This window comes from Rhodoplanes sp. P11, assembly GCF_964266735.1.
In the GTDB taxonomy this organism is placed as follows: domain Bacteria; phylum Pseudomonadota; class Alphaproteobacteria; order Rhizobiales; family Xanthobacteraceae; genus Rhodoplanes; species Rhodoplanes serenus.
In genome coordinates, this window is the sequence record NZ_CAXWGY010000018.1 from 370584 (window position 1) to 385129 (window position 14546).

The window sequence follows — 14546 nt, forward strand, 5'->3', positions numbered from 1 at the left end:
CTCGCTGCCAACCGCCGCCCGCCACCATCGCGGCCGGCCGTCGAGGCACTTCATCGGTGGGGCTCGCCGGCCGTGGCCGAGAAGTCCGGCCGCCAGCGCTTCAGCCACAGCGAGTTGGTCACCACCGAGACCGACGACATCGCCATGGCGGCGCCGGCGAGCGCCGGGGTGAGCACCCCGAAGGCGGCGAGCGGCAGGCCGATCACATTGTAGACGAAGGCCCAGAACAGGTTCTGCCGGATCTTGCGCACGGTGCGGCGGGAGATGTCGAGGGCGGCAGCGACCAGGCGTGGATCGGCCCGCATCAGGGTGACGGGCGCCGCCTCGACGGCGACGTCGGCGCCGGTGCCGAGCGCGATGCCGACCTCGGCGGCGGCGAGCGCCGGCGCGTCGTTGATGCCGTCCCCCACCATGGCGGGGGTGCGGCCGGCCGCCTTGAGGGCGGCGAGCGCTCCCGATTTGTCGGCCGGCTTCACCGAGGCCCGGTAGGCCGACAGCCCGAGGGCGCCGGCCACCTTGGCGGCGACCGCCTCCGAGTCGCCGGTCAGCATCTCGGCCCGCACCCCGCGGGCGGCGAGCAGCGCCACGGCGGCAGCCGATTCGGGCCGCAGCGGGTCGGCGATGCCGAGCACCCCGATGGCGCGGCCGTCGGCCGCCACCACCACGGCGGTGCGCGCCTCCGCCTCGATGCGGTCGAGCACCGGCGACGCGGCCGCGAGGTCGATGCCGAGCTCGGCCATCAGGTCGCGGTTGCCGATCGCCACCCGGCGGCCCTCGACGGTGCCGACGACGCCGCGACCGACGAGCGCCCGGAAATCGGCGACCGGCGCCAGCGCGACCTGCGGCACCGCGGCCAGCACCGCGGCGGCCAGCGGATGCTCGCTGCCGGTCTGCACGGCGGCGGCGAGCCGCAGCAGCGTGTCGCGATCGAGGGCGGGATCGAGCGGCACCGCCTCGGTGAGCGCCGGCCGGCCTTCGGTCAGGGTGCCGGTCTTGTCGAACACCACCGTGTCGACCGCGGCGGCGCGCTCCAGCGCCTCGATGTCCTTGACGAGAATGCCGGCGCGGGCGGCCGCCCCGGTGCCCGCCACCAACGCCGCCGGGGTGGCGAGGCCGAGCGCGCACGGGCAGGCGATCACCAGCACCGAGACGGCGGCGACGAGCGCGCTCTCCAGCCCCTGACCGGCGACGAGCCAGCCCGCGAAGGCGACGAGCGCGATCAGCACCACGGCCGGCACGAACACGGCCGAGACGCGATCGACCAGCCGCTGCACCGGCGCCTTGCCGGCCTGGGCGTTCTCGACCAGGCGGATGATGCGGGCCAGCGTGGTGTCCTCGCCGACCGCGACCGCCGCGACGATCAGGCGACCGACGCCGTTGAGCGCTCCGGCCGTGACCTTGTCGCCCGGCCGCTTCACCACCGGCACGCTCTCGCCGGTGACGAGCGATTCGTCGGCCTCGCTCTCGCCCTCGGCCACGGTGCCGTCGACCGGGATGCGCTCGCCCGGCCGCACCACCACGCGGTCGCCGGCCCGCACCGCGTCGATGCCGATCTCCACCTCGCCGCCGTCGCGCAGCACCCGGGCGCGCTCGGGCCGCAGCGTCATCAGGGCGCGGATCGCCGCCGTGGTGCCGCGCTTGGCCCGCGCCTCCAGCCACTTGCCGAACACCACGAGGGTGATCACCGCGGCGGAGCCCTCGAAGTAGAGGTGCCCGGTGGCCGCCTCGCCGCGGGTCAGCACCATCGCCAGGCTGAACAGGTAGGCCGCCGTGGTGCCGAGCGCGACCAGCAGATCCATGTTGCCGGAGCCGGCCCGCAGCGCCGCGAACGCCGCCTTGTAGAAGCGGGCGCCGACCACGAGCTGCACCGGCGTCGCCAGCGCCAGCTCGAACCACGGGTCGAAATGCCAGTGGGCCCCGAACGGCGCCGCCACCATCGGCAGCACCAGCGGCAGCGTCAGCGCCGCCGCGACGACGAGATGGCGGAGCTGCTGCCGCTCGGCGAACAGGCGCTCCTGCTCGCGGGCCTCCTCGTCACGGCGCCGCTCGGCCGCCGAGGTGGCGCGCGGCTGCGCCCCGAAGCCGGTGCGCTCGACCGCGGCGGCGAGCGCCGCCGGTGTCACCTCGGCCGCCGTCACCGCGACGTCGGCACGCTCCAGCGCCAGGTTGACCGATGCGGAGGCGACCCCCGGCACCCGCCGCAGCGCCGCCTCCACCCGGCCCGCGCAGGCCGCGCAGGTCATCCCGGTGATGTCGAGCACCACATGGCCGGCGGCCGGCGGGCCTGCGGCACCGGGTGCTGCGGCATCGGATGCGGCGGCGGGAGACTTGCCTTCGGCGGCGAGGGACATCAGCATGCGGTCCTGTTGGTGCCGGGACGGTGCGCAACGGACGGGCGGGCGGATCGCCGCATCCGGTCTTCGCGCCACGGGACGGCGGCGGTGCCATCAGGCCGGCGGATATGTCGGCAAGATGGCGCGGGTCGCGCATCTCGGCAATGCCGCCATGGTCGGAGCATCGGGACCGCGACCCGTGCGAGGCGACCCGCAGGCTGGATCGCCATGACCGCATCGACCCGCATCGCCATGACCGCATCGCCATGACCGCATCACCATGACCTCATCACCATGACCTCATCGCCATGACCGCGCGAGTGCCGCAGAGACGCCATCTCGGTGCATCGCCGCACGACGGCGCGCCGGAGGTCGCGGTGCGAGCCGCGCGGCCGTGCGATCTCGATGCTCTGGAGACCCTGGAGCAGGCCGCCTTCACGGCCGATCGCATGACGCGGCGAAGCCTCCGCCGGCTGCTCGCCGCGCCGACCGCGACGGTGCTGGTGGCCGAGCGCGACGGCCGCCTCGCCGGTGCCGCCGTGGTGCTGGTCCGGAGCGGCAGTGCCCTCGCCCGGCTCTACTCCATCGCGGTCGACCCGGCCGCCCGCGGCCACGGCATCGGCCGGCTGCTGCTCGCCGCCGCCGAGGCCGCCGCCGCGGCCCGCGGCCGCGATGCCCTGCGGCTGGAGGTTCGCGCCGACAACGCCGGGGCCGTCGCGCTCTACCGCGACGCCGGATACCACCCGATCGGCCGTTACCCGGCCTATTACGCCGACCGGACCGACGCGCTGCGATTCGAGAAGGCGCTGGCGCGCCCCGTCACACCACTCCGCTGACATCTTCGTGAGCGACCGCCGCCGAGGCTTCCATCACCCCATGTGTTCGGCCGACATGCTGCCCGTCACCCGCTGGCTGAAGACCGATTCGCCGGCGGCCTCTCCGGCGGCCGTCATCGCGGCGCCATCGCGTCGAACGACAGAAGGCAGGAGCCTCGCCAGGGTCGCCGGGCGCGGCGGCCGGAAAGGAACGACGACATGACCGGCTGGGTCATTCTGGTCGACCAGCCTCGGGATTTTCCCAACGCCGACACCCCCCACAAGGTGATCACCACCAGCGAGTACCTGGCGCGGCCGCGGCTGTTCGAGGCCGCTCGCCCGAAGCTGCTCAACCTGTCGCGCTCCTATGCCTACCAATCGAAAGGCTACTACGCCTCGCTGCTGGCCGAGGCGCGCGGCCACCGGGTGATCCCGACGGTCGAGACCATGCTGGAGCTGCGCGAGGCGAAGCTCTACGAGCACGCTTTGCCGGAGCTGGAGGACTCGCTCAACAGCTGCGCCCGGAAGGCCGACTTCCAGCCGGAAGGCGAGCTGAAGCTGTTCGTCTGCTTCGGCATCCCTCAGGATTCCCGCTTCGAAGCCTTCGGCCGCCTGCTGTTCGACTGGTTCCGCTGCCCGGCCCTGGAGGTGACGGTCGACACCGGCGCGACCTGGCTCGCCATCGACCGCATCCGCATGCGGCCGGTCACCCGGCTCGGCAACGGCGAAGCGGGCTTCTTCCGCGACAGCCTGCACCAGCACACCCGGCGCGAGTGGCGCAGCCCGAAGGCGCGCACCACCGCCAAGTACGACCTCGCGGTGCTGTACGACCCCAACGAGAAGCTGCCGCCCTCGTCCGCCACGACCATCAAGTACTTCGCCCGGCTCGCCGAGAAGCTGTCGGTCGATGTCGAGCCGATCACCCGGCGGCAGCTCGCCGAGCTGGCCGAGTACGACGGCCTGTTCATCCGCGAGACCACCTCGATCGACAATCACACCTATCGGTTCGCGCGCCGCGCCGTGCAGGAGGGGATGCCGGTCATCGACGACCCGATCTCGATGATCCGCTGCACCAACAAGGTCTTCCTGATGGAGCTGCTGCGCCAGAACAAGGTGCCGACCCCGCCGACCGTGATGGTGGCCGACACGGCCGACCTGACCCGCGCCATGGACGAGCTCGGCCTGCCGCTGGTGGTGAAGATCCCGGACGGCTCCTTTTCACGTGGCATCCACAAGGTCTCGACGCCCGAGGCGTTCAAGCGCGTCGCCGACGAGCTCTTGGAGGAGACCGACCTGCTGCTCGCCCAGAAGTTCATGCCGACCGAGTTCGACTGGCGAGTCGGCGTGCTGGCGGGCGAGCCGCTGTTCGTCTGCCAGTACCGGATGGCCCGCGGCCATTGGCAGATCGTCAAGCACCGCGCCGACGGAACCTCGCTCGAAGGTGGCTTCAAGACCTTCGGGCTCGATCAGGCGCCGGCGGGGCTGATCGACATCGCGGTCCGGGCCGCCCGGCCGATCGGCGACGGCTTCTACGGCGTCGACCTCAAGCAGACCGACGACGGCATCGTGGTCATGGAGGTCAACGACAACCCCAACCTGGAGCACGGCATCGAGGATGCCGTCGCCAAGGACGAGGTGTGGGTCCGTCTGCTCAAGTGGTTCATCGCCCGCCTGGAGCAGTGACGGCCGATCGCGGCCCGCGCGGACCAGCGCGCCGTCATGGCTGAGCTGGTCGGCGCGATGGCCGGCGAACGGGCCGGCCGCGGACCATGGGACGCTGAACGCAGACCGCGAGATACCGTGCCGACGGCCCGTCACGAGGCGATCGTGACGGGCGTGTCGGGACGATGGCTCGGCAAGATGGGCGCCGACCTGCTCGGCGGCGCCGGAAGCGGCGCGATCAGCGGGCGACGGTCGACAGCTCGGTGCAGTTCATCGAGCCGAACATGCTGCGCACGCAGTCGCGCGTGGCGACGTAGCGGACCACCGGGGCAGGCGCAGGCGCGGCGGCAGGCGCCGGAGCCGCGGCGGAAGCGGCCTTGGCGGGAGCGGCGGCGGGGGCGGCCGCAGGGGCTGCCGCAGGCGTGACCGAGGCGGCGGCGACGGGCTTGCTCGCCGTCGGCGCCGGGGCCGGCTTGCTGCCCGGGAACGGCAGCTTGTTGAACACGACCAGAACCGCGACGACGATCAACGCCCCATAGAGAATACGCATTGTGAGACTCCAATCCGATGCGTCCGACGATGTCATTTCCGCGGCGGCCCCGGAGTCGCCGCGCTCGCTCGCACCATGGCGCAGAACGATTGAGGCGACGTTACCATAATAGGGCGGGGCGCGACGACGTGTCTCGCTTTCGACGTGGCGATACGCCGCGCGCATGGCTCGGCGCTTACCGCCACGGACCATCGATCCTGACGCTCGTCAGAGCGGCGTGAGACCGGCCTCGATCTCGCGCCGCCGCCCTTCCAGGAACGGCGGCAGCGACAGCCCGCGGCCGAGCCGGTCGAGCGGCTCGTCCACCGCGAAGCCGGGGCCGTCGGTGGCGATCTCGAACAGGATGCCGCTCGGCTCGCGGAAGTACAGGCTGCGGAAGTAGAAGCGATCGACCGGCCCGCTCGACGGAACACGCAGCCGGCGCAGGCGCTCGACCCATGCCTGATAGTCGCCATCCGCCACCCGGAAGGCGACGTGATGGACACCGCCGGCGCCCGGCTGCGCGGCCGGCAGCCCGGGCTCGACCGCGACATGCAGCTCCGCGGCCGGGCCGCCGGCGCCCATCGCATAGACATGGGTGCGGCTCTCGCCGCCGCGGCCCGGCGTCGCGTAGTCACGCTCCCGTCGCATCTCCGTCACGGCGGTCAGCACCGCGTCGGTCGGCGCCAGCTCCGGCACCGACAGGGTGACGGGGCCGAGGCCACGGATCTGATGTTCGGCCGGCACCGGGCTGTCGGCCCAGGGATGCGCGTCACCGACGCCGCCATCGTCGACCAGGGCGAGTCGCTGACCTTCGGGGTCCTCGATATCGAGCGTCGCACGGCCGTCGCGCAGCACGATGTCGCCATGGACGACGCCCGCGGCGGCGAGCCGGTCGCGCCACCAGACGAGGCTCGTCTCGCCGGCGACCCGCAGCCCGGTTCGCACGATGCTGCGGGTGCCGCGCCGCTCGCGCCCGACCGGCCAGTCGAAGAACGTGATGTCGGAGCCGGGCGAGGCGAGCCCGTCGGCATAGAACAGATGATAGGCCGACACGTCGTCCTGATTGACGGTCTTCTTCACCAGCCGCAGGCCGAGCGTCTCTGTATAGAAGGCATGATTGCGACGGGCGTCGGCCGTCACGGCGGTGAGATGGTGGAGGCCGGTGAGCGTCATGGCGTGATCCTCGTCGGGGGTGGCGGAGGTTCAGGAAACGAACGGGCGGCGCGCCAGCCAGGCGGTGGCGATGGCGACGTCGTCGCCGGTGAGGCCGTGGCCGGCCCGCACCGTGTGATGCGCGACGGCGGCGCCGTCCTGGCGCAGCAGCACCGCGAGGCGCTCCGCCTCGCCGGGCCGCATCAGCGGATCGTCGGTGCCGGACACGATCAGCACCGGGGTGCCGGGCCGGGCCGCATCGACCGGCCGCGGCACGGTGGTGGGCCACGGATCGAGCGGCACCATGGGGCGCAGCAGCACGGCCCCCGCCAGGGTGCCGGGGTGGAGCGCCAGCAGCGCCGCCGCCATGTTGGCGCCGTTGGAGAAGCCGAGCGCCGTCGGCGCTGCGAGCCCGTAGCGCTCGCGCGCGGCCGCCACGAAGGCGGCCAGGTCGGCGGCGCGCCGGCGCACGTCGTCCTGATCCAGCACGCCTTCGGCGAGCCTCCGGAAGAAGCGCGGCGCATCGCCTTCCCGCACATTGCCGCGCACCGAGAGCAGCGCGGCACCGGGCGCGACCGCGTGGCCGAGTTCGATCAGGTCGTGCTCGTCGCCGCCGGTGCCGTGCAGCAGCAGGAGCGGCGGGCGCGTCGCATCGGTCGCCGGCGCGACGCGGTGACGGTGGAGATCGAGCGCATCGGTCGTCACGACGGGGGTCATGGTCGCCTCGGGGTGAGAGGGATGAGACGAGAGCGAGTCCTCTCCCCCCACGGGGGAGAGGGCGAGACGGCCGCACCGACCGAGCGGAGTCAGCCGAGCGGCGGCAGCGCCGCCGCGATGGCCTCACGACGCGCCGCTAGACCGGGCGGCAACTTCAGCTCGCCGCCGAGCGAGTCCATCGGCTCGTCGACGGCGAAGCCGGGCTCGTCGGTGGCGATCTCGAACAGCACGCCGCCCGGCTCGCGGAAGTAGACCGAGCGGAAGTAGTGCCGGTCACGCTGCTCGGTCGCCGCGATGCCGTGATGCTGGGCGAGGCGCGCCACCTGGGCGCGCTGCGCCGCGTCGTCGGCGGCCCGGAAGGCGACGTGGTGGACCGAGCCGGCGCCGAGCCGTCCGGTCGCCGGGCCGCCGGCCCGGTGCAGGTCGACGAGGGTGCCAATGTCGCCCGGCGCGGCGCCGGCCGCCCGATAGCGCGTCACCTCCTCGTCGCGGCCGACCTCGGCGAAGCCGAGCACGTCGGTGACGATCGCGGCGGTCGCGGCCGGATCGGCGATCAGAAGGCCGACGCCGTGGACGCCGCGGATCGCCGCCTCGGCCGGAACCGCGGCGGTCGTCCAGGCGGGCGCCGCCTCGGCTCCCGGAACGCCGACGAGGGCGAGCCGCATGCCGTCCGGATCGCGCAACGCCAGCACGGTCTCGTCGAAGCGGCGGCGCGGCGCGTCGTGGTCGATGCCGGCCTCGACCAGCCGGTGCGCCCAGAAGGCGATCGACTCGGCCGGCACCGCCAGCGCCGTCTCCATCGTTTCGCCGACGCCGATGCGGCCGGCCGCGGCGTGCTCCCACGGAAAGAAGGTGACCAGGCTGCCGGGCCGGCCGGTCTCGTCGCCGTAATAGAGATGCCAGGTGCCGGGATCGTCGAAGTTGACGGTCCGCTTCACCAGGCGCAGCCCCAGCGTGCCGGCATAGAAGTCGAGATTGCGGCGGGCGCGGCCGGCCAGCGCCGTGACGTGATGGATGCCGTTGCGGGTCATGGGGGTTCTCCTCGACGGGATGGCCCGTCGGTCCTTGGGTCCGGCCTCAAATGGGGTGCGGAACCGCCGACACCAGCACTCTATCATTGCATAATTGCAATTCCTACTGTGCACTCTAGGAAATTGCATTGCGATGATGAAATCGTCAGTCTCCGGGCATCGCAATGTTCGAACCGTCAATCCTGGAGACCTCCGATGATCGACCCCCGTCTCGCCCCCTACGGCGCCTTCGTGCTGCGCGTCGCCCTCGGTGTCATGTTCGTGGCGCACGCCTACCTGAAGCTCGCGGTCTTCACGGTCGCCGGCTTCCAGGGCTTCCTCGCCTCGCTCGGGCTGCCGGCCGCGCTCGCCTGGCCCATCATCCTGGCCGAGCTCTTCGGCGGCCTCGCCCTGGTGCTCGGCATTTACGGCCGCGCCGTCGCGCTGCTGCTCCTGCCGGTGCTGCTCGGCGCCCTCGCGGTTCATGCCCCCAATGGCTGGCTGTTCACCGCCGCCAACGGCGGCTGGGAATACCCGGCCTTCCTGATGGTGGCGGCCGCCGTCCAGGTGCTGGTCGGCGACGGCGCCTTCGCGCTGAAGCCGACGCCCCGCCTGGGCGCGGTCGGCGGACGCGCTCTGTCGAGCCCCGCCTGAGCACGACGCGGGCGCACGAATCCGCTACCCGGTGGGGAGCGGCGGCACCCGGCCGCCGCTCCGCCGCCGCTTCCGGAGTCCCGATGCCCGACCGCCCGAACGCCCTCGCCTGGGACGACTTCCGTCTCGTCAAGGCGATCGCCGATGCGAAGAGCCTGCCGGCCGCCGCCGGCCTCCTGGGCGTCAACCACTCGACGGTGTTCCGCCGGCTCGGCCAGATCGAGGCGGCGCTCGGTGTGCCGCTGTTCGAGCGCCACCGCACCGGCTACGTGCCGACCGCCGCCGGCGACGAGCTGGTGGCGGCCGCCCGCCGCATGGACGAGGACGTCGCCGCCGTCACCCGCCGCATCGCCGGGCAGGAGATCTCGCCCTCCGGCGAGCTGCGCGTCACCACCAACGACTCGCTGCTCGTCCACTTGCTGACCCCGCTGTTCGCCCGCTTCCGCCGCCAGTGCCGCGACGTGCGGCTCGACCTCGTGCTCTCCAACCAAGCCCTCAACCTGTCGAAGCGCGACGCCGACGTGGCGATCCGCGCCACCGACCGGCCGCCCGAGACGCTGGTGGGGCGCCGCGTCGCCCGCATCGCCTGGGCGCTCTACGGCGCCGCGGCCGACTTCCCCGAACCGGCCGCGGTCGATCCCGCCGCACTGTTCGATCGTGATTGGATCGCCCTCGGCGAGCAGCTCGCCGGCCTCCAGGCGGTGAAGTTCGTGCAGGCCCATGTGGCGCCGGAGCGGATCGTCTACCGCATCGACACCGTGCTCGGGCTCGCCGAGGCGGTGGAGGAGCGGATCGGCATCGGCCATCTGCCATGCTTCATCGGCGACGCCCGTCCCGGGCTGGTGCGGCTCGCCGCAGCCGACCCGGCGCTCGGCACCGACCTGTGGCTGCTCACCCATCCGGACCTGCGCCACGCCGCAAGGGTGCGCGTCTTCGTCGATTTCCTGGCCGCCGAGATCGGCAAGCAGCGCCGCTTCATCGCCGGCGAGAGTGCGGCGGCGGAGTCGCCGCCGTAGCACGGCACGGTGGCGCGGCCCGCGACGTGCTGCCGCACGGGCCTGAACCGCCGCATTCATCGGTTCCGCCGCCGGCCCGGCACGATCTCGCCACGCGCCGATCATCATGCCGTCACGTGATCGCCCCTGGCCGGTGCGATGGAACCGAACCCACTGTCTTCGATTGTCGAGGCAGGTTCGATCCTTACCGAGGCCCGGTTTTCCCATGACGATGACGAGTCGCCGCGACCTGCTGGCTGGGTCGCTGGCGCTGCCCTTGGTGCTGTCCGGCTCGCGGTTCGCTGCCGCGCAAGGTGCCGCCGCCCCGTCGCAGCCGCCCCCCGAGGTGCCGTTCGACGCCAACCTGGTCCGCCGCACCGCGCGCGGCCTGGCCGAGAAGGCGTTCGTACCACCCGACACGACGCTGCCGGCGAGCTTGCAGGATCTCGACTACGACCGCTACCGCACCATCCGGTTCAAGCCCGACCGGGCGCTGTGGCGCGGCGAGGGGCTGCCGTTCGAGGCGCAGTTCTTCCATCGCGGCTTCCTGTTCACCGACCGCGTCGCCATCCACGAGGTGGTGGACGGCAAGGCGCGACCGATCCTCTACGCCGCCGACCTGTTCGATTTCGGCGCGGTGCCGCCGCCGCCCGCCGACGCCCGCGTCGGCTTCGCCGGCTTCCGCCTGCACGCGCCTCTCAACCGCCCCGATTACTACGACGAGGTCGCGGTATTTCTCGGCGCCAGCTACTTCCGCGCCGTCGCCAAGGGCCAGACCTACGGCCTGTCGGCGCGCGGCCTGTCGCTCGGCACCGGCGATCCGAAGGGCGAGGAGTTCCCCGCCTTCCGGGCCTTCTGGATCGAGAAGCCACCCAAGCACACCGGCTCCATCGTGGTGCACGCGCTGCTCGATTCGAAGAGTGCCGCGGCGGCCTACCGCTTCACCATCCGGCCCGGCGAGACCACCGTGTTCGACGTCGAGATGACGCTGTATCCGCGCGTCGACGTCGAGCTGCCCGGCATCGGCACCTGCACCAGCATGTTCTTCTTCGGCCCCAACGACCGCGGCGGCATCGACGACTTCCGTCCGTCGGTCCACGACTCGGACGGTCTCGCCATCCGCAACGGGCGCGGCGAGGAGATCTGGCGGCCGCTCGCCAACCCGGCCGATCTCCAGATCAGCACCTTCGAGGACACCAATCCGCGCGGCTTCGGTCTGCTCCAGCGCACCCGCGACTTCCGCGCCTACGAGGATCTGGAATCGCGCTTCGAGACGCGGCCGAGCCTGTGGGTCGAGCCGATCGGCGACTGGGGCTCGGGCGCCACCCAGCTCATCGAGATCCCGACCAAGGAAGAGATCCACGACAACATCGTGGCGTTCTGGCGCCCCAAGGACAAGCTCGCCGCCAAGGGCGAGTACTGGTTCACCTACCGGCTGCACTGGGGCGCCGGCAAGGCCAACACGCCGCCGCTCGCGGTGTTCGCTCGCACCCGCGCGGGCGCCGGCCCCAACGGCACCCGCCGCTTCGTGCTCGACATCACCGGCGACAAGCTCGCCGGCGTCGATCCGGCCGCGATGCGCGGGGTGGTGACCTCGGACAAGGGCAAGATCCTCAACGTCGTCACCCAACCGAACCCGGCGGCCGGCGGCTGGCGCCTCTCCTTCGAGCTCGCCCCGGAGCGCGAAAGCGTGATTGAGCTGCGCGCCGTGCTGATGCGCGGCGACGAGACGCTGACCGAGACCTGGCTGTACCGTTGGTCGGCGTGACGCCCATGCACGACATGACCCTGCCGCTCCCGCCGGAGCGTGTCACCCTCCCGCCCGAGCAGCCGCTGACCATGCCGGAGCAGTCGCTGTGGCGGGTGGCCGAGACGGCGCGCGCGCCGGCCCGGCCGATCCGGTCCGGATGGCGGCGGCTCCTGGTGTTCGGCGCCACCGCGATCCTCACCGCCATCGGGCTCCACGAGATGTACCTGGTGCTCCAGGTGCAGGGCCTGACGCTGGCCGAGGCGGTGGTGCTCGGCCTGTTCGGCTCGCTGTTCGCGTGGATCGCCTTCTCGCTGGTGTCGAGCGTGATCGGCTTCGTCGCCATCCTGCGCGGCCGCGACAACAGCCTCGGCATCGACGCGACCGCGCCGCTGCCGGACCTCGCCGCCCGCACCGCCATCCTGCTGCCGACCTACAACGAGGACCCGCAGCGGGTGATGTCGCGTCTCCAGGCGATCTGGGAGTCGGTGCGCGACACCGGACGGCTCGATCATTTCGACGTCTTCGTGCTCAGCGACACCACCGACCCCGACGTGTGGGTGCGCGAGGAGGCGGCCTATGTGGGGCTCGTCGAGCGCACCGGCGCCACCAATATCTTCTACCGGCACAGGCGCGAGAACATCGCCCGCAAGGCCGGCAACATCGCCGAATGGACGACGCGCTTCGGCGGCGCCTACGCCCACATGCTGGTGCTCGACGCCGACAGCCTGATGACCGGCGACACCATCGTGCGGCTCGCCGCCGCCATGGAGCGCCACCCCGGCGTCGGCCTGATCCAGACCTTTCCGGTGATCCTCGCCGGCACCACGCTGTTCGCCCGCATCCAGCAGTTCGCCGGCCGCCTCTACGGCCCGCTGATCGCCCGCGGCATCGCCTGGTGGCACGGCGCCGAAAGCAACTACTGGGGCCACAACGCCATCATCCGGGTGGAGGCGTTCGCCGGCCAGGCGGGGCTGCCGCTGCTGCGAGGACGCAAGCCGTTCGGCGGCCACATCCTCAGCCACGACTTCGTGGAAGCCGCGCTGATGCGGCGCGCCGGCTGGGCCATCCACATGGCGCCATCGCTCGGCGGCTCCTACGAGGAGTGCCCGCCGTCGCTGACCGAGTACGCGGTGCGTGATCGCCGCTGGTGCCAGGGCAATCTCCAGCATCTCGGCGTGCTGCCGGCGCGCGGCCTGCACTGGGTGTCGCGACTGCATCTCCTCACCGGCATCGGCTCCTATGTCAGCTCGCCCTTGTGGCTGGTCTTCCTGCTGGTCGGCATCCTGCTGTCGTTGCAGGCGCAGTTCGTGAAGCCCGAGTACTTCCCGGCCGGCTTCTCGCTGTTCCCGCAATGGCCCGCCCAGGACCCCGTACGCGCCGCCTGGGTGTTCGCCGGCACCATGGCGGTGCTGATCGTGCCGAAGCTGCTCGGCTGGATTGCCGCGGTGGTGCAGCCGGGCGAGCGCCGCGGCAGCGGCGGCGCCGTGCGATCCTTCGTCAGCGTGGTGCTGGAGACGCTGATCACCAGCCTGATCGCTCCCATCATGATGCTGCTCCAGTCGCGCGCCGTCGCCGAGATCCTGCTCGGCCGCGATGCCGGCTGGCAGGCGCAGCAACGCGACGCCGGCCGCACCGATTGGCGGCTGCTCGCGCGCCTCTATGGCGGCCACGTCGTGCTCGGCGGGCTGCTCGGCGCCGCCGCCTACGCGGTCTCGGCACCGCTGCTCCTGTGGATGACGCCGGTGGTCGTCGGCCTGGTGCTGGCGATCCCGACCGTCGCACTCACGTCGAGCGAGCGAGTCGGCGTCGCACTGCGCCGCGCCGGCCTTCTGCTGATGCCGGAGGAGCGCGACCCGCCCCCCGTGCTGGTTCGCGCCCAGGCGCTCGCGGCCGATCGTGCCGAGAGCGCGCCGGCCGGCGCCGCCTCGGCGTTGCAGCGGCTCGCGGCCGATCCGGCCTTGCTGGCCGCCCATCGGGCGATGCTGCCGGAGCGGACACCACGCCGGAAGGGCGACGTCGACGTGACGCTCGTCGTGGCGCTCGCCCGCATCGCCGAGGCCGACAGCGTCGCCGAGGCGGCGACGCTGCTCACCGCCCGCGAGACCTTCGCGGTGCTGGCCGACCGCGACGCGCTCGACGCCCTGATGGAGAAGGACCGCGACGACGCCCGCGCAGTCTGATCACGTCGGCGGCGGGGGCCTGCGTCGGCGACGTCGTCGCAACCCCCGGTCGCATGTGATAGGCTGGCCCGCATGAACATCGCGCTGCGACGAGCCATGACGGTGGCCGACTTTCTCGACTGGGCCGAGGCCCAGCCGGAGAGTCCGCACGCCGAGCTGATCAACGGGCAGATCGTTGTCATGGCGTCGGAGCGGGTCGTCCATAACCGGATCAAGGGCAGCGCCTATGTCGCGTTGCGGCAGGCGATCACGACGGCCGGCGTCACCGGAGAGGTGTTCGCCGACGGCATCACCATCCCGATCGACACTTTCACGGCCTACGAGCCGGACGCGACGCTGCGCTGCGGCCCGCCGCTGCCCGGCAACGCCCGCACGGTCGAGGACCCGGTCGTCGTCGTCGAGGTGCTGTCGCCGACCTCGGCCCACAGCGACACCAGCGCCAAGCCGATCGGCTATTTCCGGCTGGCGACCGTGCGGCACTACCTTGTGATCGACCCCGACACCCGGAGCGTCACCCACTACGCCCGCCGCGCGGACGGCAACCTGGGGTCGACGACCCACACGACCGGACGCCTGCTGCTCGATCCGCCGGGCCTGGCGCTCGACGTCGCCGCGCTGCTCGGCTGACCACCCGGCTCTCGTGGGCTGCGCCGTCTTGCCGCGCCGGGCGCGATTGTGCCGAGCCGGGCTCGGCCCTTAGGCTCCCGGAGCTGCCGCACGACATCGGCTCCCCCGGCCGGTTCCCA

12 protein-coding genes are annotated in these 14546 nt (G+C 72.4%); 7 read left to right on the top strand and 5 right to left on the bottom strand.

The genetic code is table 11. The features are described from left to right. Positions 1-50 precede the first annotated feature (50 nt). The gene (locus ACFQUV_RS18580) at positions 51-2357 is read right to left on the bottom strand and encodes a heavy metal translocating P-type ATPase (RefSeq protein WP_378395432.1); all 2307 of its coding nucleotides are present in this window, start codon (positions 2355-2357) and stop codon (positions 51-53) included. Positions 2358-2641: 284 nt separating this feature from the next. On the opposite strand from ACFQUV_RS18580, the gene ACFQUV_RS18585 reads away from it, so the two are divergent. Beyond that, positions 2642-3169, top strand: a complete 528-nt coding sequence (locus tag ACFQUV_RS18585) for a GNAT family N-acetyltransferase (RefSeq protein WP_129608270.1) — start codon at positions 2642-2644, stop codon at positions 3167-3169. Between the two features lie 198 nt (positions 3170-3367). Further along, a complete protein-coding gene (locus ACFQUV_RS18590; protein ID WP_129608269.1) occupies positions 3368-4831 on the top strand; it encodes a RimK family protein in 1464 nt (487 codons plus the stop codon). Positions 4832-5048: 217 nt separating this feature from the next. Here the strand turns inward: ACFQUV_RS18590 and ACFQUV_RS18595 are convergent, their stop codons facing one another. The 4 genes from ACFQUV_RS18595 to ACFQUV_RS18610 all read right to left on the bottom strand — a co-directional run bounded on the left by ACFQUV_RS18595 (position 5049) and on the right by ACFQUV_RS18610 (position 8242). Continuing rightward, positions 5049-5360 carry a hypothetical protein gene (locus ACFQUV_RS18595; RefSeq protein WP_165363814.1) on the bottom strand — a complete coding sequence of 104 codons (312 nt, stop codon included), beginning with the start codon at positions 5358-5360 and terminating at the stop codon, positions 5049-5051. A 207-nt stretch (positions 5361-5567) separates the two neighbouring features. Then, on the bottom strand, positions 5568-6515 hold the full coding sequence (locus tag ACFQUV_RS18600) for a ring-cleaving dioxygenase (RefSeq protein ID WP_129608268.1): 948 nt from the start codon (positions 6513-6515) through the stop codon (positions 5568-5570). 30 nt (positions 6516-6545) lie between these two features. Further along, entirely contained in the window at positions 6546-7211 is a 666-nt protein-coding gene (locus ACFQUV_RS18605) for an alpha/beta hydrolase (protein WP_129608267.1), read from the bottom strand. A gap of 89 nt (positions 7212-7300) precedes the next feature. Next, on the bottom strand, positions 7301-8242 hold the full coding sequence (locus ACFQUV_RS18610; RefSeq protein ID WP_129608266.1) for a VOC family protein: 942 nt from the start codon (positions 8240-8242) through the stop codon (positions 7301-7303). Between the two features lie 195 nt (positions 8243-8437). On the opposite strand from ACFQUV_RS18610, the gene ACFQUV_RS18615 reads away from it, so the two are divergent. The 5 genes from ACFQUV_RS18615 (at position 8438) to ACFQUV_RS18635 (ending at position 14427) form a co-directional block, all read left to right on the top strand. After that, positions 8438-8875, top strand: a complete 438-nt coding sequence (locus ACFQUV_RS18615) for a DoxX family protein (RefSeq protein WP_129608265.1) — start codon at positions 8438-8440, stop codon at positions 8873-8875. An 83-nt stretch (positions 8876-8958) separates the two neighbouring features. Next, a complete protein-coding gene (locus ACFQUV_RS18620; RefSeq protein ID WP_129608264.1) occupies positions 8959-9891 on the top strand; it encodes a LysR family transcriptional regulator in 933 nt (310 codons plus the stop codon). A gap of 205 nt (positions 9892-10096) precedes the next feature. Continuing rightward, the gene (locus tag ACFQUV_RS18625; RefSeq protein WP_244601499.1) at positions 10097-11638 is read left to right on the top strand and encodes a glucan biosynthesis protein; all 1542 of its coding nucleotides are present in this window, start codon (positions 10097-10099) and stop codon (positions 11636-11638) included. Positions 11639-11643: 5 nt separating this feature from the next. Continuing rightward, positions 11644-13800: a glucans biosynthesis glucosyltransferase MdoH gene (gene mdoH / locus ACFQUV_RS18630; protein WP_129608263.1), complete on the top strand. Its 2157-nt coding sequence runs from the start codon at positions 11644-11646 to the stop codon at positions 13798-13800. Between the two features lie 72 nt (positions 13801-13872). After that, positions 13873-14427: a Uma2 family endonuclease gene (locus tag ACFQUV_RS18635; RefSeq protein ID WP_129608262.1), complete on the top strand. Its 555-nt coding sequence runs from the start codon at positions 13873-13875 to the stop codon at positions 14425-14427. Positions 14428-14546 lie beyond the last annotated feature (119 nt).